Source organism: Maribacter taeanensis, assembly GCF_047345145.1.
Classification (GTDB): Bacteria; Bacteroidota; Bacteroidia; order Flavobacteriales; family Flavobacteriaceae; genus Maribacter_C.
The window spans coordinates 378,206-398,587 of sequence record NZ_JBLFER010000002.1; the positions used below are offsets into that span (position 1 = coordinate 378,206).

Annotated in this window: 15 protein-coding genes; 9 read left to right on the forward strand and 6 right to left on the reverse strand. The window is 38.8% G+C overall.

Going from position 1 to position 20,382, the window contains the following annotated elements:
- Window positions 1-2,244 (reverse strand): T9SS type B sorting domain-containing protein, encoded by a 2,244-nt coding sequence (locus ACKWCD_RS07510; protein ID WP_413983325.1) that lies wholly within the window; start codon window positions 2,242-2,244, stop codon window positions 1-3.
- Between the two features lie 284 nt (window positions 2,245-2,528).
- Here ACKWCD_RS07510 and ACKWCD_RS07515 point away from each other — a divergent pair, with 284 nt between their 5' ends.
- The gene (locus ACKWCD_RS07515; RefSeq protein ID WP_413983326.1) at window positions 2,529-4,214 is read left to right on the forward strand and encodes a glutamine--tRNA ligase/YqeY domain fusion protein; all 1,686 of its coding nucleotides are present in this window, start codon (window positions 2,529-2,531) and stop codon (window positions 4,212-4,214) included.
- Between the two features lie 224 nt (window positions 4,215-4,438).
- Window positions 4,439-5,719, forward strand: coding sequence for a POTRA domain-containing protein (locus tag ACKWCD_RS07520; protein WP_413983327.1), 1,281 nt, complete (start codon window positions 4,439-4,441; stop codon window positions 5,717-5,719).
- Window positions 5,720-5,783: 64 nt separating this feature from the next.
- Here the strand turns inward: ACKWCD_RS07520 and ACKWCD_RS07525 are convergent, their stop codons facing one another.
- The 3 genes from ACKWCD_RS07525 to ACKWCD_RS07535 form a co-directional block, all read right to left on the reverse strand.
- On the reverse strand, window positions 5,784-6,707 hold the full coding sequence (locus ACKWCD_RS07525; protein WP_413983328.1) for an SPFH domain-containing protein: 924 nt from the start codon (window positions 6,705-6,707) through the stop codon (window positions 5,784-5,786).
- Window positions 6,708-6,854: 147 nt separating this feature from the next.
- Window positions 6,855-8,378, reverse strand: coding sequence for a glutamate--tRNA ligase (gene gltX, locus ACKWCD_RS07530; RefSeq protein ID WP_413983329.1), 1,524 nt, complete (start codon window positions 8,376-8,378; stop codon window positions 6,855-6,857).
- 122 nt (window positions 8,379-8,500) lie between these two features.
- Entirely contained in the window at window positions 8,501-9,556 is a 1,056-nt protein-coding gene (locus tag ACKWCD_RS07535) for an alkane 1-monooxygenase (protein WP_413983330.1), read from the reverse strand.
- A gap of 90 nt (window positions 9,557-9,646) precedes the next feature.
- Between ACKWCD_RS07535 and ACKWCD_RS07540 the strand changes: the two genes are divergently transcribed.
- The 7 genes from ACKWCD_RS07540 (at window position 9,647) to ACKWCD_RS07570 (ending at window position 18,264) form a co-directional block, all read left to right on the forward strand.
- Window positions 9,647-13,180 carry a DUF4175 family protein gene (locus ACKWCD_RS07540; RefSeq protein ID WP_413984119.1) on the forward strand — a complete coding sequence of 1,178 codons (3,534 nt, stop codon included), beginning with the start codon at window positions 9,647-9,649 and terminating at the stop codon, window positions 13,178-13,180.
- The gene (ybeY, locus tag ACKWCD_RS07545) at window positions 13,173-13,598 is read left to right on the forward strand and encodes an rRNA maturation RNase YbeY (RefSeq protein WP_413983331.1); all 426 of its coding nucleotides are present in this window, start codon (window positions 13,173-13,175) and stop codon (window positions 13,596-13,598) included. The genes ACKWCD_RS07540 and ybeY overlap by 8 nt, the downstream gene beginning before the upstream one ends.
- A gap of 10 nt (window positions 13,599-13,608) precedes the next feature.
- Entirely contained in the window at window positions 13,609-15,477 is a 1,869-nt protein-coding gene (mnmG, locus tag ACKWCD_RS07550; RefSeq protein ID WP_413983332.1) for a tRNA uridine-5-carboxymethylaminomethyl(34) synthesis enzyme MnmG, read from the forward strand.
- Entirely contained in the window at window positions 15,474-15,950 is a 477-nt protein-coding gene (locus tag ACKWCD_RS07555; RefSeq protein WP_413983333.1) for a hypothetical protein, read from the forward strand. Before mnmG ends, ACKWCD_RS07555 begins: the two co-directional genes overlap by 4 nt.
- Before the next feature lie 97 nt (window positions 15,951-16,047).
- Window positions 16,048-16,590, forward strand: coding sequence for a hypothetical protein (locus ACKWCD_RS07560; RefSeq protein ID WP_413983334.1), 543 nt, complete (start codon window positions 16,048-16,050; stop codon window positions 16,588-16,590).
- Entirely contained in the window at window positions 16,568-17,395 is an 828-nt protein-coding gene (locus ACKWCD_RS07565) for a class I SAM-dependent methyltransferase (protein WP_413983335.1), read from the forward strand. Before ACKWCD_RS07560 ends, ACKWCD_RS07565 begins: the two co-directional genes overlap by 23 nt.
- 356 nt (window positions 17,396-17,751) lie before the next feature.
- Window positions 17,752-18,264 carry an OmpH/Skp family outer membrane protein gene (locus tag ACKWCD_RS07570; RefSeq protein ID WP_413983336.1) on the forward strand — a complete coding sequence of 171 codons (513 nt, stop codon included), beginning with the start codon at window positions 17,752-17,754 and terminating at the stop codon, window positions 18,262-18,264.
- A gap of 58 nt (window positions 18,265-18,322) precedes the next feature.
- On the opposite strand, the gene ACKWCD_RS07575 is transcribed toward ACKWCD_RS07570, so the two are convergent.
- Both ACKWCD_RS07575 and ACKWCD_RS07580 read right to left on the reverse strand, forming a co-directional pair.
- The gene (locus tag ACKWCD_RS07575; RefSeq protein ID WP_413983337.1) at window positions 18,323-18,721 is read right to left on the reverse strand and encodes a DoxX family membrane protein; all 399 of its coding nucleotides are present in this window, start codon (window positions 18,719-18,721) and stop codon (window positions 18,323-18,325) included.
- A gap of 16 nt (window positions 18,722-18,737) precedes the next feature.
- The gene (locus ACKWCD_RS07580) at window positions 18,738-19,916 is read right to left on the reverse strand and encodes a DNA polymerase III subunit (protein ID WP_413983338.1); all 1,179 of its coding nucleotides are present in this window, start codon (window positions 19,914-19,916) and stop codon (window positions 18,738-18,740) included.
- Between the last annotated feature and the right edge of the window lie 466 nt (window positions 19,917-20,382).

Below are 20,382 nucleotides of genomic sequence, written 5' to 3' on the forward strand. Positions count from 1 at the left end.
TTATCGAATAACAGTAATGGTACCTTGCTTTAATGTTTCGGAGGCATTCTTAATAACATAGTAGAATACCATATTTTGTTTAGGGAATGACATGGAAGACTGTGGCCAGTTATTGGCATAACTAGTTTCATTAATCAACTCCTCTCCTTTATCATTATAGATGATTACGTTTATATCTGATTTATTTGAGTAAGAATTAGGAATTACCCATTGATCATTTGCACCATCTCCATTTGGTGTAATCACGTTTGGCACGTTAAATAGATCTAGATAAACAGCAGTAAGTTGTCTTGTAATTTGACAATTATCAACGTTTGCTACAAGGGTGAAAGTACCTTCTTCTGTAAAAGTCATTTGATCAGTACTGCTCAATAAGTTATTACCTTCATCAAACCATTGGTATGCAGTTCCGCCACTAGCGGTAACGGTTTTTGAACTACCCTCTGGAAAGACAACCTCTCCGTCCACATCAAAGGAGATGAGGTTAGGATCTAATGGGGTAATTATTATTTCGTTGGAATTTAATGGGCACCCATCTTTGTCTAATACCAAACGGTATGTGCCTGGTTCTGCAACATTAAGAATTGTATCTGTAGTATTTACAGAAGCACCGTCTCTTTCCCAAGAAAAACTTTCTCCGGTTAAGTCAGTTGCTGTACCTATTGTAATAGTATCTGATGAACTACAATACACTAAACCGGTACTAGTTATAGTTACAGTTTCGCTGGTTAACAATTGGACTGGCAACATATTTGAAGTTTCATTGTAGCTTCCTAAAGTTGCATTAACGCTATAATTCCCATTTTCGGTTGGATTGGTCAAACTAATATTTTGGCTTGCCGCTCCACTTATATCGGCCCCATTAAGTTGCCATTGGTATGAAAAAGATGTTTCTAACTGAGCGGTTACATCTGAGGTACTTCCATCGGAGGCAACTGCGTTTATTCTCGCTACTTCTAAAACTGCACTAGTATTAACACAAGCTGTATACGACGAATCATAATCAACAACAATATCAAAACTTGTGGGTACAACGGCGACGGTGTTCTCAGAATTAATTGTTGATGAACAAGAACCTGTCGAAGTAACAGCACAATAGTAGGTGCCGTCTTGGGTTATATCTAATGTTGCGTTTGTAGCGCCGCCAACAGCTACTCCATTTCTATACCATTGATATGAGGGAGTATTTGCTGTAGTGTTTACGCTTAGGGTTTCAGGTTGAGAAGGTAGAATTACAATATTTGCAGGGTTGTTTCTAGTTACTGTAAATGCACCAGCATTGGTCATTGTTACAGCAGCGGAGCGTTGTGTGCAAACACCATTTCCTGAGATTTCTACTTGATAATCTCCTTCAAAGTTAGCTGTGTTTCCATCTACGGTATAAGAAGTTGTGGTCGCTCCTGATATGACAGTATTATCTTTATACCATTGATAACTCCAGGTAGGATCTGTAGAGTCAATAGTCAAGGTTTCTGTTTCTCCGGGGCAAAGAGCGGTTTTGCTTGGGGGTGTAATTCCTATGCCCACTCCAGCAGTTCCAATTGTTACGGTTACAATATTGGAATCTGTATTCGCATTAAATGAACATTCTCCATAGTCAATTAGGGCAAAATACATGCCACTTGTGGTTATATTCAAGGTGTGTCCAGTTTCCGTCAAAGGAGTCGGGTTACCACTTCGGAACCATGAATAACTATAGCTTTCAGGATTTGAGATGTTATCGACCTGTAACGTAACAGCGGTATCGCTGCAAACATCCCCAGGAGGAACACCATCACCTAGCTCACTAATGTTAAGATTACTAGTGATATCCATGTAGTACATTGGATAGGTATTATCTGATTCAGCCGAACTAACAGGACTTGTGCTTCTGGCGCGAAATTTATACCCTTCCCCTCTTGTGTCGGTTGGAATAGAAAAATTAAGGTCGAAGTTTTTCGGGTTAGCCGTATTTTGATCTCCTACTCTTCCAAGCTCAACAGCGTTTGTAAAGTCTCCGTTGGCATCAGAAAGTTCTAAAACAAATTCATTATCGGCGTTTGCTGTTCCACCCCAAGCAATGGTAACATCGTATGAGTTAAATGGCCCTGCACCATTATCAATACCAGCGCAGATTTTTGTAAAGCCAGATGAGCCACCTGCAGGTACCGGCGGAAGCATAGCAATTTGTGAAGAAACTTGAAATGAAATCAACGCAAAAAGCGCCAACAAGAATAGACGGGGAAAGCTTAAGTTAGTTTTCATAAGTAGTAGTAGTTTTGGGGCTACAGTTTTATCTTCAGATTTGGGACTTTCGATAAAACGTATAATTTTTCGTTTTATTGGTTTCAACAATGGTTGAAATTTGCTTAACGGTCTCTTATACAGTATTCAATAACAAATATGTCCTTTATTTACTGGCCTATCAATTTAATGTTGTAGCGCCAAACAAAATTGTTGTGAACTCTCCTATTTCCATGGTTAAGGTTTTTTAATAGGCGGTAATCATTGCATTTTTGCTACTTTTGTGGTTCTTTAAAAAGCACCTTATGAGCGATTCGGAAAGACCTTTGAATTTTCTAGAGCATATCATCGAAGAAGACCTTAAAAATGGGTTTTCCAAGGATGCCCTGCGCTTTCGTTTTCCTCCTGAACCGAATGGATATTTGCATATCGGGCATGCAAGCTCCATTTGCTTGAATTTTGGATTAGGATTGCGTTACGATGCGCCAGTGAATTTGAGGTTTGATGATACCAATCCAGCGAAGGAGGAACAGGAGTTTGTAGATGCGATAAAGAGGGATGTTGAGTGGCTGGGATACGAATGGAATACCGAACGGTATGCCTCCGATTATTTCCAGCAATTGTATGATTGGGCAGTGCTTTTGATTAAGGAGGGAAAGGCTTATGTAGATAGTCAAACTTCGGAGGTAATGGCTGCTCAAAAAGGCACTCCGACAGAAGCAGGAACAGAAAGTCCGTTTCGGAATCGTTCTGTTGAAGAAAATTTAGAACTTTTTGAAGCAATGAAGGCAGGAAAGTTTGAGGAGGGAAAACATGTTTTACGAGCTAAAATAGATATGACTTCTTCGAATATGTTGATGCGCGATCCAATCATGTATAGAGTTCTGCATAAAGCACATCATAGGACAAATACCGATTGGTGTATTTATCCTATGTACGACTGGACTCATGGTGAGAGCGATTATATCGAACAAGTTTCGCATTCTTTGTGTACACTTGAATTTGCTATGCATCGCGAGTTATACGATTGGTTTTTGAATCAGGTGGTTGATGAAAATAAAATCCGTCCAAAGCAACGTGAATTTGCGAGGAGAAACTTGAGCCATACTGTTGTTAGTAAACGAAAGCTAGCTCGATTGGTTGAGGAAGGCGTTGTGGATAGCTGGGATGACCCTCGAATGCCAACAATTTCAGGACTGAGAAGAAGAGGCTATTCTCCGGAATCTATTCGAAACTTTGCTGATACTATCGGAATTGCCAAGCGCGATAACCTAATCGATGTTTCATTGTTGGAATTTCAAGTGCGTGACCATTTGAATAAAGTCGCACCAAGAGTGATGGGAGTTTTAGACCCCCTCAAAGTGGTGATTACAAATTATCCTGAAGGAGAAGAAGAATGGTTAGATGCGGAGAACAATCCTGAAGATGAAGCTGCGGGTTCTAGGAAAGTTCCTTTTTCCAGAGAGATCTACATTGAAAAAGAAGATTTTCGGGAGGAAGCCAATAAGAAGTTCTTCCGTTTAAAACTGGGTAAAGAAGTCCGACTAAAGAATGCATATATTATAAAAGCAGAAAGCTGCACAAAAGATACCGAAGGGAATATTATTGAAGTACAATGTACTTACGACCCTAAAAGTAAAAGCGGAAGCGGCACTGAAGAAAGTCTTCGTAAAGTAAAAGGAACGCTGCATTGGGTTTCCATCAAACATGCTTTGGAAGCTGAGGTGCGTTTGTATGACAGACTTTTTACAGATGAAAGTCCAGATACCCACAAAGACAAAGATTTTATGGAATTTGTGAATCCGGATTCTCTAAAGGTTATCACAGGATATTTAGAGCCAAGCATGAAAGATTTAAAAGCTGGAGCACAAGTTCAATTTCAACGTTTGGGCTATTTCTGTGTGGACCCAGATTCGACTTCCGAAAAATTAGTTTTTAATCGAACGGTAGGTTTACGAGATTCTTGGGCCAAAATTCAGCAAAAAAGCTGATATAAGAATTCCTTATTCTTATTAATATATCGATTGGTATTTTCTATTTAAAACCAAGTGATTTAAACGGTTTTGAGAGGCTTTCTGCTTTTTCAAATAGCAATACATCATGTCGTCAAAGGAAAGCTATTAACTGCGACCTATGACGGTTTTATCATAAATTTTTCTAAATGCGCGTATGGAAAGCAAATCTGCTACGTCTTAGTGTTTGAAAAACACGAACCATGAGAAAATCACTTCTTTTTTTAATACTTGTATTCTTAAGTTCAAATCTTTTTGCCCAAGAGCAAATTGTATCAGAACTTAATTTTTCCGGATTAAAGAAAACAAAAGAGAATTCTTTACGTCGCTTGCTAAAGACAAAAGTTGATGGAAACTATGATTCTCTTTTGGTGGCCAAGGATATTGAACGTTTAAAAAGACTTCCGAGTATCGCGAATGCAACATACGAGTTATCAGAGGAAGGAGGGAAAGTGAAGCTTCTGTATAAAGTGGAGGAGAATTTTACCATTATTCCCGGTTTGCGAATTGCAACGGCAAATGATGGCAGCTTCGCCTATCGTGTATCTGTTTTTGAATTTAATCTTCTCGGTAACAATCAACTGTTGGGTGCCTTTTACGAAAAGAACGTTTTCAATTCGTATGGCGCTTTTTGGGAACATCCCTTTTTATTTAGCGATAAGGTCGGCATAGGCTTGAACTATCAAAACGTAACTACGCAAGAACCGGTCTTTTTTGAAGAGGGCGATAAGAACTATCGATTTAATTCCGAAATGTTTGAGGGGAATATCCTTCTAAATCTCGATTTTAACAATGAGATAGAACTTGGAGCAATTTATGCGAAAGAACAATATTTGTTTGAGGAAGATAATCAACTTCCCAATAGACCAACGAGCTTACAAGCTGATAAATTGACCTATAAAGGTGTTTATCGCTATGTTGATTTGGATATCGATTACCAATACTTTGATGGAATAACAAGTGAGTTTACTGGCCAATATGTCAACTTTTTAAATGGAGATGCCCCAGGGCAAGAATTTTTAAATTCTTTTCTATCACTCCGGAATGATTTTATCTATTACAAGAAGATTAAAAGTCGTGGAAATTGGGCTACACGTTTGCGTCTAGCGGCAGCTTTTGGCAATGACGATTCCCCCTTTGCGCCTTTTATCCTTGACAATCAGTTGAATATACGTGGTGTAGGTAATACGGTTGACCGTGGAACGGCGGCTATTGTCTTAAATACAGAATACCGACACACTTTGTATGAAAAGGGATGGTTTGTGGTGCAGGGCAATGCTTTTATCGACGCTGGCACTTGGCGCAAACCAGGCGAAGATTTTTCACAATTGTTTGACGGTTCAGCGACACGCTTGTATCCAGGGGTGGGCTTTCGATTAACCCACAAACGAATTTTCAATGCAGTTTTCCGATTGGATTATGGTTTTGGGATAGGTTCTGAAGCTACCAACGGAATCGTCTTTGGAATAGGACAATACTTCTAAGAAGAAACTAAAAAAGCGTCCACCGAAGTAGACGCTTTGAGAATATAAGTTTTGAAAAATCGTATTAGTCTAATTTCTTAGGCTTCTGCTTTTTCATAGCCTCACCAATTTGATTACTTGCCGTAAAGCTAGCAACCATATCGTTCAGCATTTGGCTACCCGCCTGAGGAGAGTTTGGTAATAGAATTAAATTACTATTGGTCTCCTGCCCTATTGACTGCAGCGTATCATAATGTTGAGTAACAACAATCAAAGCAGATGCTTCCTGAGAATTAATACCTACTTTATTTAAAACCTCTACCGACTCTTCCAAACCTCTAGCGATTTCTCTACGTTGGTCGGCAATACCTTGACCTTGTAATCTTTTGCTTTCTGCTTCGGCTTTCGCTTTTTCAACGATAAGAATACGAGCTGCATCACCTTCAAACTGCGCTGCAATTTTTTCACGCTCAGAAGCATTAATTCGATTCATAGCTTCTTTCACCTGAGCATCAGGGTCAATGTCGGTAACCAATGTTTTGATGATGTCATAACCATAAGTTATCATCGCATCGTTCAATTCTGATTTTACTGCGATGGCAATATCATCTTTACGAACAAAAACATCATCTAATTTCATTTTTGGTACTTCGGCACGAACAACATCAAATACATAAGAAGTGATTTGGTCATGCGGATAGTCTAGTTTATAGAATGCATCATACACTTTGTCTTTAATAACCTTGTATTGTACAGACACCTTTAGACGAACGAATACATCATCTAAAGTTTTAGTTTCAATAATAACATCTAGCTGTTGAATTTTTAAACTAAGTCTCCCTGAGATTCTATCTACAAGAGGAATTTTCAAATGAAGACCTGACTGTCGAATACTATGGAATTTACCAAAACGCTCTATAATGACAGCGGTTTGCTGTTTTACAATAAAGAATGCGGAGATGAGGATAATTAGTCCAAAGAAAATAATGGGTATCAAGAAGTAACTCATATGCTTTTGTTTTTAGGTTTATAAATGGAATTTACGTAAATGACTTTACATATATGTAGGATTTCCCTCGAAAATGTTACAAACAGGTAGGTTTTTCAGTAAATACCAAGGGTAGCAAGTTCTGAATTTCGATTGAGGTCTAGATTTTTAAGACCCTAATTTTTCAATAGCAGTTTGTATTCTTTGGATGCTTTCTTCTTTCCCAATCATCTCAAGAATATCAAAAATATGAGGTCCTTTCATGTCCCCAACAATCACTAAACGAAGTGGAGGCATCACTTTCCCAAAAGAGAGTTCATTTTCGGTAATCCAATATTTTACTAAGTTTTCCACGTTTTGGGAAGTAAATTCCGTGATATCTTCTAGTACGGATACCAATTGGTTCAATATTTCAGAGGTCGCTTCTTTCCATTGCTTTCTAGAAGCTTTTTCATTGTAAGAAGTTGGTGCTACAAAGAAGTAATCTGAAAGCTCCCAGAAATCGGAGACAAATGTTGCGCGTTCTTTTATTAAAGAAACTATTTTTTCCACGCTGTCTGGTCGAGCGCAGTCGAGACCTATTTGGGTCTTTGATAATTTTTCATCCAATATTGTCGTAAAAGATTTTGCCAGTTCAGCATCGCTCCTCTCCTGCAAATACTGCTGATTATACCATTTCGTTTTATCAGGGTCAAATCGTGCTCCTGATTTATTCACTCTTTCCAAACTAAAGGCATCTACCAACTCCGAAAGACTAAATAGTTCCTGTTCCGTACCTGGATTCCAGCCAAGTAGGGCTAGGAAGTTGACAACCGCTTCAGGAAAATAGCCCTCTTCACGATATCCTTTGGAGTCATTCCAAGAAAGCGGAAATACCGGAAAGCCTAATTTATCTCCATCTCTCTTACTCAGTTTCCCTTTTCCAACAGGTTTCATAATTAAGGGTAAATGAGCAAACTGGGGTGCATTCCATCCAAAGGCATCATATAATTGCTGGTGCAAGGCTAATGATGGCAACCATTCTTCTCCGCGAATCACATGTGATATTTCCATCAAATGGTCGTCCACAATATTCGCTAAATGATAGGTGGGCATGCCGTCACTTTTAAAAAGGACTTTGTCATCAAGAATATTGGTGTCAATATGTATTTCTCCTCGGATGATATCCGTCAAAACCAACTTTTCATCTTGCGGAGATTTGAAACGTATTACATAGTCTTCGCCGGCGTCTAATTTCGCTTGTACTTCTTCAGCAGATAGCGATAGCGAATTGGTAAGTTTCAAGCGATTATGCCAATTATAGATAAAGGTCTTTCCTTTAGCTTCATGGTCTTTTCTATGAAAATCTAGCTTCTCGGAAGTATCAAAAGCATAGTACGCCTTCCCTTTTGCGATAAGTTCATCTGCATACTGCTTGTATAAGTCTTTGCGTTCGCTCTGTCTATATGGGCCAAAACCACCATCTTTACCAACTCCCTCATCGAAGGGAATGCCACACCAATTCAGGGCATCAACGATATATTGCTCTGCTCCTTCAACATAGCGATTCTGGTCAGTGTCTTCAATTCGTAAGATGAAATCTCCACCATGTTTCTTGGCAAATAGATAATTGAAAAGTGCGGTACGCACTCCCCCAATATGTAAAGGACCTGTAGGACTAGGCGCAAAACGAACACGGACTTTCTGACTCATAGCTTCTCATTTTTGAGCTGCAAAGATAGGAAAGACTACTAAGTCCCCTAACCCCTAAAGGGGAATTCTCATTCATGCGAATTAATAATTAGACTCACTTATGGGGTTCCCCCTTCAGGGGGTTAGGGGGCAGGGGCTGGTTTCATCCCTTCCGGAATCCTTGGATTCATGATTTTAAACCAAAGTGGCGGAAGAAATGACATCACCATTGAGGTAGGATATCCGAAAGGCATTTGTGGAGAAATATCGTGATAATCTAGAATCTGATACTTTTTTGAAGACTTGTAATGATGGTCACTATGGCGGGTCAATTCATAAAGAACAATTCTTCCCATAACGTGATTGCTGTTCCAAGAATGGACTTCACGAACGCGTTCATATCTTCCGGAGGGCAGTTTGTTGCGCATGAGTCCGTAGTGTTCGATATAGTTCACGGTTTCCAACATTAGAAAACCAACAATTCCGCTAGTAACCGCAAAAAGAACACCTAGTTTTCCGAAGAAATAGAAAACAATTCCTAAGTAGGCAATTTGAAATACGGTATACCAGAGCATATCGTTTTTTATAGAGAGAAACGTCTGTTTATGGGACTTCAGCAATTTTGACTGCAGCTTCCAAGCACTGAAATACTGACGAATCACAGAGGTAAACCAAAACGAATATACCGTTTGGTTGTATTGCGCGGTTGCGGGGTCCTCCTTCGTTGCAGCTTGGGCATGATGACCAAAATTATGTTCGATATAAAAGTGCATATAGAAAGAAGGCAATAGCAATAGTTTTCCTAAATGGCGTTCATTGGTTTTTTGACGATGCCCCAGTTCATGAGCAACGTTGATTCCGTTGGTGCCGAGAACAATTCCCATAGACAAAACTAAACCGACAAGTTCGTATGTGGCGTAACTCGTTGTGGTGATATCCCAAAGTAGAAAGGCTAGAAGTCCGAATATTACGGGAGCATTCAAGTAAAGCATCCAATCGAAGAGCTTGCTTTTTTTCTTCTCTTCCCGCTCCTCACCTTCGTAATTTGAAGGGTCATGCGGCAATAGAAGTTCTAAAATAGGAATCAGCACAAAGGCATAAAAAGGTGTAAAATAGCTGAAATAGCCTTTAAAATAGATGCTGATAACGGCCGAAATAGGCAAGGTCATCGCTGCGAGGTACTTTAAATCTTTAAGCATAGTCTTTTTATCTAATAATCGATTACAAGAGGGTTTAACACGAATTTGATGTTTAAATTTGTGAGAACGAGTATCTTGGTACTAAATATAGTGAATTTGAACAGTTACAATAACATACTTCTCAAACTCAGCGATTTTACCAAAAAGTATTACACGAAGTTATTGCTCAAAGGGGTACTGCTCTTTTTGGCTTTCGGATTGTTGTTCTTTTTGGTCACTTTAGGCGTGGAGTACTTCCTGTGGCTTAACTCAACAGGGCGTTTGATTTTGTTGTTGATTTTTGTGGGAATAGAGGCTTTCCTATTGTTCAAATACATCTTGACTCCCCTATTCTATTTGTTTAAACTGAAACAGGGCATAAGTCACAAACAAGCATCTCTTCTAATTGGGAAGCATTTTCCGGACGTGGATGATAAGCTTTATAATTTGCTGGACTTAGCTGAGGACAAAAATCAATCCGAACTTTTACTAGCCAGTATTGAACAGCGCTCGGAAACTTTAAATCCTATTCCTTTTACGAAAGCAGTCGATTTTGGCGAGAACGTAAAGTATGTAAAGTATTTGGCAATTCCGGCTTTGCTCTTCGGATTGATTTGGCTGAGCGGAAATCTGAGTGATTTCTTTGGCTCTTATAATCGGGTTGTAAATTATGATGTGGCTTACGAGCCGCCGGCACCTTTTGCGTTTCGCTTACTGTCCAATGATTTAAATGTGCTGGATTCCAAAGCAGTTACCGTGCAAGTAACAACCGAAGGCGAAATTCGCCCAGACCAAGTATTCATTGCGATTGACGGGAAGGACCTTTTATTGCAACAACAAAATGGCGTCTATCAATATACCTTTACGCCTCCCCTGACTTCCACAAACTTCTCTTTTAAGGCGAATGGTATATTTTCTAGGGAGTATCAGTTGAATGCTTTAAAAACGCCGTCTATTCAGAATTTTGAACTGCTTTTAAATTATCCTAAGTATACGAATAGAAAATCCGAAGTGCTGAAAAGTACAGGAAATGCTACGTTTCCGGAAGGAACACGAGTGACTTGGCAAATAAAAGGGAAGCATACAGAGAACATTCATTTGGTTACAAAGGATACCTCACTAGCTTTTTCAAAAACAGAAGATGCTTTTGAAATGGCTAAGCGTGTATTCTCAAATCTCAACTATGAGTTAAGCACCTCTAATGAAAATATTGCTGATTATGAGAAGTTGGCGTATCGTTTTGATGTTATTAAAGATGCATATCCGACCATAAAGGCGAAACAAGTTTTAGATTCTTTGAATCCGAATACTTCCTATTATATAGGGGAAGCTTCCGATGATTATAAGTTGAAGCGCATTCGTTTGGTTTGTTATCCTGACGGAGATGCGGAAGACCGACAAATATTGGAGTTGGGAGAACCGGACTCCAACTTCAATCAATTTTATTACACCTTCCCTTCAGGATTACGATTAGATGCTGGTAAAAATTACAGCTTCTATTTTGAAGCAACGGATAATGACGGAGTCCACAATGGTAAAACGTCCAAAAGCCAAGTGTTTTCAACGGTTTTGTTGGATGAGAATCAGTTGAAGAATAAAGAATTGGAGTCGCAACAATCCATCATTGACAATTTGGATAAATCCCTAGAGAAATTCAAGGAACAGAAGGAAACGCTTAAAGAAATTAATCAAAACCAAAAGGAGAAAAAGTTACTAAACTTTAATGACCAGAATCAGGTCAAGGATTTCCTGAAGAAGCAACAGCAACAAGAGCAGATGATGCAGAAGTTCAGTAAGCAACTGAAAGAGAATCTCAATAAGAGTGAAAAGGAGGACGAGATGAACGATTTGCTAAAAGAACGTCTAGAACGGCAAGAGATTGAAGCAAAAAAGAATGAAAAGTTACTAGAAGAATTGAATAAAATTGCCGAGAAGATTGATAAAGAAGAATTGGCCAAACGTTTAGAGGAATTAGGAAAGAAACAACAAAATAGCGAACGTAATTTGGAACAACTGTTGGAATTAACCAAACGGTATTATGTTACGGAGAAAGCAGCTCAGTTGGCAAAGGATTTGGAAAAGCTAGCAGAGCGACAGGAAATCTTATCTGAACTGAATCTGGGGGAGCAATTTCAAAATAAGGAACAGGAAAAGCTCAATGAAAAATTTGAAGAGATTGCCAAGGAGCTAGACGAGTTGAAGAAGGACAATGCCGATTTAAAGAAACCCCTAGACCTTAACGTAGACAAGAAAAAGGAAGAATCAATCAAGGAAGACCAAAAAGAAGCTTTAGAAGAAATCAATAAACATCAAGGAGATGAGGAATCTTCAGATGCGGAGGAGAAGGAAAATAGTGCTAACAATGCCAAGAAAAAACAAAAGTCCGCTGCTCAGAAAATGAAGGAAATGAGTGAGCAATTGCAAGAGTCCTCAGCTGGTGGAGGTGGAGGAGGCTCCTCTATTACAGAAGATGCCGAAATGCTACGTCAGATTTTAGACAACTTGGTCATTTTCTCTTTCAAACAGGAAAACCTATATGAGGAGCTGGAAGAAGTAGATGCAGATTCACCTCAGTTTTCGAGTTCTATTCGTGAACAACAAGAATTACGCAAGCTTTTTGAACATGTTGATGACAGCTTGTTTGCTTTATCATTGCGTCGTGCAGAGTTAGCTGAGTTTGTAAATGAGCAAATCACAGAGGTCTATTACAACACCGACAAAGCCTTAGAAACTATCGCGGAAAGTCAAATATACCAAGGTGTATCCTACCAAAAATATGTGTTGACTGCTGCCAATAGTTTATCAGATTTTCTGGCGAACACCCTTGACAATATGCAACAGAGCATGCAGTCCGGACAGGGGCAAGGCGAGGGAGAAGGATTTCAGCTTCCGGATATTATTAAGCAACAGGGAGAGTTGCAAGAAAAGATGGAAGGCCAAGGGAAATCTGGACAGGGTAAACCTTCGGGACAAGGAGAAGGACAGCAAGGCGAGGGTCAGAAAGGAGAAGGTGAAGGAGAATCTGGCCAAGGTGGTGAGAAAAGCAAAGGAAGTGAAGGAGAAAAAGGAGAGGGCGAGTCAGGAAAAGGAAAAGAAGGCCAAGGCGGTGAGGGTGAAGGCGAGGGTAGAAATGGTAAAGGAAAGGGCAAAGGTGAGAATGGAGAAGGAGGTCAAGGCGGCGAAGGTGGCGGAGACGGAAATGGCCAAGGAGATGGACCAAGTGAAGAAGAGCTAAAAGAAATCTATGAGATTTATAAAGAACAACAAATGATTCGCCAGCGCTTGGAGGAACAACTGCAGGACATGATTAATGGCAGCGACCGCAAGTTAGGCCAGAAGTTGTTACGTCAAATGGAGGAGTTCGAGAATGAATTGTTAGAGAATGGTTTTACCCAGCGAGGCATGAACAAGATGAATAACATTCAGTATGAACTCTTGAAATTGGAGAATGCCGCGATGAAGCAGGGAAAGAAACCTGAGCGCGAAAGTAATACAAACAAGAACCAGTTTAACAATCCAATAACTACTAAGCCCTCATTATTAGAGGATTATCGCAACGAAATTGAGATTTTAAATAGACAAGCACTACCTTTGCGCCAAAATTTCCAGAATAAGGTAAAGGAGTATTTCAAAAGCGATGATTAATTTTAATTATCTTACTGATTATCAAATAGTTGAAGAGAATTTATATTCCAAATGGCTGCTTGAAGTGATTGGTTCTGAAAACAGAGTCTTAGGTGATATCGCTTATGTGCTTTGTGACGACGCCTATTTGTTGAAGGTAAATCAAGAATATCTCAATCACGATACCTACACCGACATCATCACGTTCGATTATACTGATGGGAATACAATTGCCGGAGACATATTTGTATCCATTGAACGGGTAAGGGAGAATGCCGAAGAATTCAAAGTAGATTTTGAAGAAGAATTACGAAGGGTAATGGCACATGGAATTTTACATTTATCCGGTTATGGCGATAAGTCAGATGAGGAAGCAAAGTTGATGAGGGCAAAGGAAGAAGAGAAAATGAAATTGTTCCACGTGGAACAAAATAGCTAAGTGCAAAGATATGTTTGAAAAGGATTATGATGTAATTGTTGTTGGTGGAGGTCATGCCGGAGCGGAAGCTGCAGCTGCCGCCGCAAACATGGGTTCGAAAACTTTGCTGGTTACAATGAACTTGCAAACCATCGGGCAGATGTCCTGTAATCCGGCTATGGGCGGAATTGCAAAAGGACAGATTGTTCGTGAAATTGATGCGCTTGGAGGTTATAGTGGAATCGTTACGGATAAGTCTGCGATACAATTCAAGATGTTGAATAAATCTAAGGGTCCTGCGATGTGGAGTCCGCGAGCTCAAAATGATAGAATGCGTTTTGCAGAGGAGTGGCGACTGATGTTGGAAAACACTCCCAATTGTGATTTCTACCAGGAAATGGTCAACGGACTTCTCGTTGAAAACGGTAAAGTTTGTGGAGTAAAAACATCCTTGGGAATTGAAGTGAGAGGTAAGGCAGTTGTCCTTACCAACGGAACTTTTTTAAATGGTTTAATCCATATTGGAGAGAAACAATTTGGCGGAGGTAGAGCAGGAGAAAAGGCAGCTACGGGAATAACAGAACAACTACTAGATTTTGGTTTCGAAAGTGGTCGAATGAAAACAGGAACGCCCCCAAGAGTCGATGGTCGCTCTTTGGATTATTCTAAAATGATTCTTCAACCAGGGGATATCGTTCCCGAGAAATTTTCATACACAAAAACCGAAACTTTAAAGACACAGCGTGATTGTCATATGACGCACACGAGCGCTTTGGTCCATGATTTATTGAAGGAAGGGTTTGACCGTTCTCCGATGTTCAATGGAAGAATAAAAAGTATTGGGCCAAGATATTGTCCTTCAATAGAGGATAAGATTAATCGCTTCGCGGATAAGGATAGCCACCAGTTGTTTGTAGAACCTGAAGGATGGAATACGGTTGAGGTTTATGTAAATGGATTTTCAACTTCGCTTCCAGAGGATGTTCAATTCAAAGCCTTACGTTCTGTTGTTGGGTTTGAAAACGTGAAATTCTTTAGGCCAGGTTACGCTATAGAGTACGATTATTTTCCACCCACACAATTGAAGCATACTTTAGAAACTAAGCTCGTAGACAACCTGTATTTTGCGGGTCAGATTAATGGAACAACCGGTTACGAGGAAGCCGCTTCTCAAGGATTGATGGCAGGTATAAATGCGCATTTAAAGCTCAATGAAAAAGATGATTTTATCTTAAAAAGAGATGAAGCTTACATAGGAGTTTTGATTGATGATTTGATTACAAAGGGTACGGAAGAGCCTTATCGAATGTTTACTTCTCGAGCAGAATATAGAACATTATTGCGCCAAGATAATGCTGATTTAAGATTAACCCCTAAAGGCTATGAAATCGGTTTGGCTGGAAAAGAACGCTTAAAACGAATGGAAGAAAAGCAGGAAAAATCAAATGCTTTTATCAAGTTTTTTGAAAAAACAAGCGTCCTTCCTAAGGATATAAATCCGATTTTGGAGAGTGTTGATTCTGCTTTAGTGAAGCAATCTGATAAAATGGTTAAAGCATTTTCTAGACCAAAAGTGACCATGAATCACATGCTTAAATTGGAGTCCGTTTCAGCTTTTGTTGAAGAAAATAATCTGGATAGGGAAGTGCTCGAACAGACTGAAGTTCAAGTAAAATACTCTGGCTATATCGCGAAAGAAAAAAACAATGCCGATAAACTTCACCGTTTAGAGGATGTGAAAATTCCAGAGAAGTTTGACTATTCAAAACTAAAGTCTTTGTCCTACGAAGCTAGAGAAAAACTAGAAGCTATTCGTCCAGTCACCATTGCTCAGGCTTCTAGAATTAGTGGCGTTTCTCCATCTGACATTAGTGTTCTTTTAGTCTTTATGGGAAGATGAAAAAATCGATTTTTTTAAAGCAATCGAAACCACTTATTGCAAATATTTTAGGGGCTCTTATTCTGTTGTTGATGTTGTTTTTGTTTTACAAAGAAGCTGCCGGATTGAATCAACTCATCACCATGTCATGTATGGGCTTACTTCTTTTGGGGTATTCCATTTCTTTTGAAATTAGCAATACTCTTAATAACAAACGGCATTTTAAGTTATTTGAAATTACAGTTTTCAAACAAAGATTGGAATGTATTTTCCCTGATTATATATCTGTGTTTTCTGCAGTATTCAAAAAGGACTCTGAATGGGGTCCGGTTGCAGCAATGGGAAATCAAACCAGGGAGGGCAATTATGTCGTCCGATTTTTTAAGGGGAACTCACATTTTACGGTTTGGAGAGTGGATTCGCTAGACGCAGCCAAGGCCAAGGCAATTGAGTTAGGCGAGCTTTTAAAAGTTGAAGTAAGATATAAAAAGTAGACGATGTTCCACGTGGAACATTTCACAATTCTTGGTTGCTAAAACACCTTTGGTTCAATTCTTGATGCTGTTTAAAACAACATTTAGTCCAACCAAAATGAAGCAAACACTACCCCTAGTTTTCGTTCTTTTTTTAGTTCAGTCTTGTATCCCGTTACGTATTGCTCCTAAGATTGAAGACTATAAAATCACCAAAGGAAAGAAGTTCAAAAGAAGTTTGTCTAGGCGTCAAATGTTCATTTTTGAGGATGCGAAAGAAGCGGAGCAATTTTACAATTTTGTAAATATCAAGTTCCAATTAGATGATACGAATGTTTATGATGATGTGCCATTCGAAATTGGAGGACAGCAATATTTCTTTGCTTGGTATGAGATTGAAATTCCAGACAAATCAATTAATCTAATTCCTGTTTTTGTCGATTTGACTTTAGCAGTTGCGGATATGGATACTGTTTTTGAGGATTCATATGAGAACCGAAAAGGAAATTGGTATTTGGCGATAGAAGTTTATAATGATTTGGAAACAGATTGCTTGGTAGAAACTTCACTTTCAAGGGAAGCCGTTTTAAAGTATCTTCGCGCTTTGAAGAAAGAATATCTGGCCACTCATAACTACAATGAAACCGTTTTTAAAGACTAAAGACTTTTCTATTTCTCAAGAAACATTTGAATTGTTTCATGATACAGATTTAGATATGCTGGTAACCAAACCGCAACCAGAGAATCTAGATTCGTACTACGAGAGCGAAGTTTACATTTCACATACGGACTCCAATAAATCTTTCGTTGATAAATTATATCAGCGGGTTAAAAAGCATAGTCTTTCTAAGAAGCTAAATCTCATAAATACATATTCCAAGGAAAAGAAAACGCTTCTAGATGTTGGTGCGGGAACAGGTGATTTTTTAAAAACAGCAAAGAGCAATGGCTGGGATATCGAAGGCGTAGAGCCAAATCATAATGCCAGAGAAAAAGCACTCGATAAAGGCATAAGCTTGAAAGATAGAATTGAGGCTTTAACAGGTAAAAAGTATCAACTGATTACTTTATGGCATGTCTTAGAACATTTGCCGGATTTAGAAAATCAAATTCTAAAATTGGCTTGGCATTTGGAAGAGGAGGGAACTTTGATTATAGCGGTTCCAAATTTTAATTCCTATGATGCGAAACATTACAAAGAATTTTGGGCCGCTTATGATGTGCCAAGACATCTTTGGCATTTTTCAAAAACAGCAATCGAAAAACTTTTTGCAAAACACGGACTAGAATTGGTCAAAGTCAAACCGATGGTATTTGATTCATTTTATGTTTCCTTGCTTTCCGAAAAATACAAAACGGGAAGACAGAATATTTTTAAAGCATTCGCTTTAGGATTATGGTCCAACTTATCCGCAATGCGAACGAAAGAGTACTCCTCTCACATTTATGTGCTCCAAAAGCGCTAAAACGTATTTTAAGCCGATTTCCCGCATTTTCAGCAAATCTGGAATGTTCTGTGTTGTTTGTTGAAATTTTCTCCAAAATAACAGGGTTTTAGAGCTTTGTTTTTGATAGAGACACTCGATTTCAATTATATTGGACAATCAATTTTGCTTATAGCTTAAATTGAGTGGTTTTTTGACCAAATTAAAATTCCTGTGTTTGTAATACTTACATATTTTCGTATTCGGATGGATTTTTAGAAAAATTCAAAAAAGCTTTCCTATTTTTGCGCGACTTTAAATAAAGAGTGAAAATAGAATTCCATTGATACTGAAACAAGTTCGGCATAAAAGTGGAAATGAAAGTAAAGAGATTAAATATGAAAAAATTAGTAGTAGTATTCGCAGGATTGATTTTACTAGCTTCTTGTGAACAAGCAAAAATCGGTTATGTAGATAATGTAAAGTTGATGGATGCGTATCAAGAAAAAATTGATGTTGAAGCAAAGTTCAAAACAAAGACCGATGCTTTGACAAAAAAGAGAGATAGTATTTCTCAAGCGTTCCAATTAGAGGCACAAGCTTTTCAAGCGAAAGCCCAAAAGATGAATCAAAAGAAGGCGCAAGAAGAGTACGGACTTATGCAACAAAGAGGTCAATTTATTGGGCAGCAGTTACAACAAGAAGAACAAGCTTTGGTAACGGCTGGTCAAACTGAAATGGACAGCGTCGTGAGCAGAGTTAAGAAAGCTGTAAAGGCGTACGGAAAAACAAACAAGTATACCTACATACTTGGTGGTGGTGATGGCGGAAGTGTTTTATACGGACAAGAAGTCAACGACCTTACCGATGAAGTTGTGAAGATTTTGAATGCAGATTACAAGAAGGAATAGTTAACTATCCTTCTCTTAAAAAGTAGTGAAATCCGTATCAGTTTTGATACGGATTTTTTTATGGTTGTAATAGAAATACCAAGAATATAGCAGGAACAAAATATACGGCAATGGTCATCGCTCCGGCATAATCTTTTGCCATGCGTTGGCCGAATAAAAGCATCAGTAAGGCGATACAAGAAAGGATGGCTCCGTATAAGGCCATAGTACTTTCACCTGATGTTCCCAATTGGTAAATTCCGATTAAACATAGGATACCGGCAACCACTTCAACAATCAGAACTGTGCCCAACATTAAAGGAACAATTCCTTTCATAGGCGTATCTTTAAAATGGCCTTTTAACCAAGAAAGGTTTCCTTTCCAATCCGTTATCTTGTCAATTCCGCTTTGTAAAAAAGTGATAACAAGAAAAATCAGGATTAAGATTTCAGCGGCATTATTTAATACAGTTTCCATAAAGTGAATTTTAAAGTTAAGATATTCCTCCTTTGGGGGTTAGAGGGCTAGCTTTTCTATGTAATAATCGAGTCAATTTAATGGATAAATCCGTTAGGATAATTTTTGAATTTCCATTCCGTTCAATATGATACATGGCATTTTCAAGTTCTTCCACAATACTTAAAATGTTGTTTTCATGCACAAAAGGCGCGAACTTTTCTAGACTGAATCCGTCGACATGAATCTGCATAAAAGCCAAGTCTTTCACATTGAAATTAACCAACATTGCCTGACGCATTACGGCTAAACAATATTGCATAAATTTCTTTTGAGTTTCCCTTCCGGTTTTGGCGATTTCCTCACTCCAAAGTATCAATTCATGAATGGCCGCCTTATTTCCTTTGGCTTTAAAAGCACTGCGAACCCATTGCACGAACCATTTTTCAAAGACCAAATCTTCGGAGTCGTTGTTCATCAAATCCAAAGCTTTATTGAAATTCCCATTGGCTTCGTGGGCTAAACGAAGGGCTTCTTCACGTGCTAATCCTTTTTGTTCTAAGGCTTTTGCGATGTCGTTTTCTGCCAAAGGAGGAAAATGAAGAATTTGACATCGTGAACGTATGGTTTGTATGATTTGTTCCTCATCCTCGGTAACTAGAATAAAGACGGTCTTTTCGGGAGGTTCCTCAATTAATTTCAACAATTTGTTGGCTGCAGAGGTGTTTAATTTCTCCGCCATCCATATCAACATCACCTTGTATCCGCCTTCGTAAGACTTTAAAGCAAGTTTTTTGACGACATCCATGGCTTCATCCACACCGATTTGCCCTTGTTTCTTTTCAATTCCTATCAATCGGTACCAATCGAAAAGATTTCCGTAAGGTTGTTCTTTTAAAAACTGCCGCCATTCTTCCATATAATGATTGCTCACCGCGTGGCTTTTTACCTTGTCGGAATTCGATACCGGAAACGCAAAATGCATGTCAGGATGGGATAACGAATCGAACTTCAAATTACAGCTTTCATTGCCTCCAGAATTTTCTCCATTTTGATTTCCACAAACCACATATTGCATGTATGCTAAAGCCATCGGAAGTGTGCCAGAACCTTCTGGCCCAACAAACATTTGCGCATGCGGAATTCGTCCTGCGTCTGCGCTCGAAGCCAAATGATTTTTGATGTGTGATAGCCCTAAAATGTCTTTGAAAAGCATAGGTCAAATATAGGGGTTTTCAAACTTAAAATTTGGGCTTTGAAAAGTCCCCTCCCTAGCCCTCCCCCAGGGGGAGGGAACAGCTTTTCGTTGTAATGTTCTTACGCAATAAATTGAGAAAGCTCGTCAAAAAATTGTTCATGTAACGAGATTCGTCCCCCTCCTTCAGGAGGGGTTAGGGGAGGACTTTTCACAATATAGAATATCACCTAAAAATGCCCTACTCCGAACAGACTCACCAGTCGGTAATTTGCTATTTTTCTTTGGCATAACCTATTATCATTGAGTTTGACAAATTCAATTTATTGAAAAATCAACATCCAAGATAACTAATGACATTTCGAGAAAAAGGCTAGAACCGACCGATGCGTCGGTTTTTTCATAACAAAATCTAATCAAGTTGTTTTGCCTCATTTTTCATCGAACCCACATAAAGGGTTACATTTGCATTTCTCTAAAAACCGAA

Bases quoted from the DNA above. Each gene is read 5' to 3' on its own strand.
- ACKWCD_RS07580 (WP_413983338.1), bottom strand. From the start codon at position 19,916: ATGCTTTTCAAAGACATTTTAGGGCTATCACACATCAAAAATCATTTG.
- ACKWCD_RS07520 (WP_413983327.1), top strand. From the start codon at position 4,439: ATGAGAAAATCACTTCTTTTTTTAATACTTGTATTCTTAAGTTCAAAT.
- ACKWCD_RS07575 (WP_413983337.1), bottom strand. From the start codon at position 18,721: ATGGAAACTGTATTAAATAATGCCGCTGAAATCTTAATCCTGATTTTT.
- ACKWCD_RS07560 (WP_413983334.1), top strand. From the start codon at position 16,048: ATGAAGCAAACACTACCCCTAGTTTTCGTTCTTTTTTTAGTTCAGTCT.
- mnmG (WP_413983332.1), top strand. From the start codon at position 13,609: ATGTTTGAAAAGGATTATGATGTAATTGTTGTTGGTGGAGGTCATGCC.
- ACKWCD_RS07535 (WP_413983330.1), bottom strand. From the start codon at position 9,556: ATGCTTAAAGATTTAAAGTACCTCGCAGCGATGACCTTGCCTATTTCG.
- ACKWCD_RS07525 (WP_413983328.1), bottom strand. From the start codon at position 6,707: ATGAGTTACTTCTTGATACCCATTATTTTCTTTGGACTAATTATCCTC.
- ACKWCD_RS07555 (WP_413983333.1), top strand. From the start codon at position 15,474: ATGAAAAAATCGATTTTTTTAAAGCAATCGAAACCACTTATTGCAAAT.
- ACKWCD_RS07565 (WP_413983335.1), top strand. From the start codon at position 16,568: ATGAAACCGTTTTTAAAGACTAAAGACTTTTCTATTTCTCAAGAAACA.
- ACKWCD_RS07515 (WP_413983326.1), top strand. From the start codon at position 2,529: ATGAGCGATTCGGAAAGACCTTTGAATTTTCTAGAGCATATCATCGAA.
- gltX (WP_413983329.1), bottom strand. From the start codon at position 8,378: ATGAGTCAGAAAGTCCGTGTTCGTTTTGCGCCTAGTCCTACAGGTCCT.
- ACKWCD_RS07570 (WP_413983336.1), top strand. From the start codon at position 17,752: ATGAAAAAATTAGTAGTAGTATTCGCAGGATTGATTTTACTAGCTTCT.
- ACKWCD_RS07510 (WP_413983325.1), bottom strand. From the start codon at position 2,244: ATGAAAACTAACTTAAGCTTTCCCCGTCTATTCTTGTTGGCGCTTTTT.
- ybeY (WP_413983331.1), top strand. From the start codon at position 13,173: ATGATTAATTTTAATTATCTTACTGATTATCAAATAGTTGAAGAGAAT.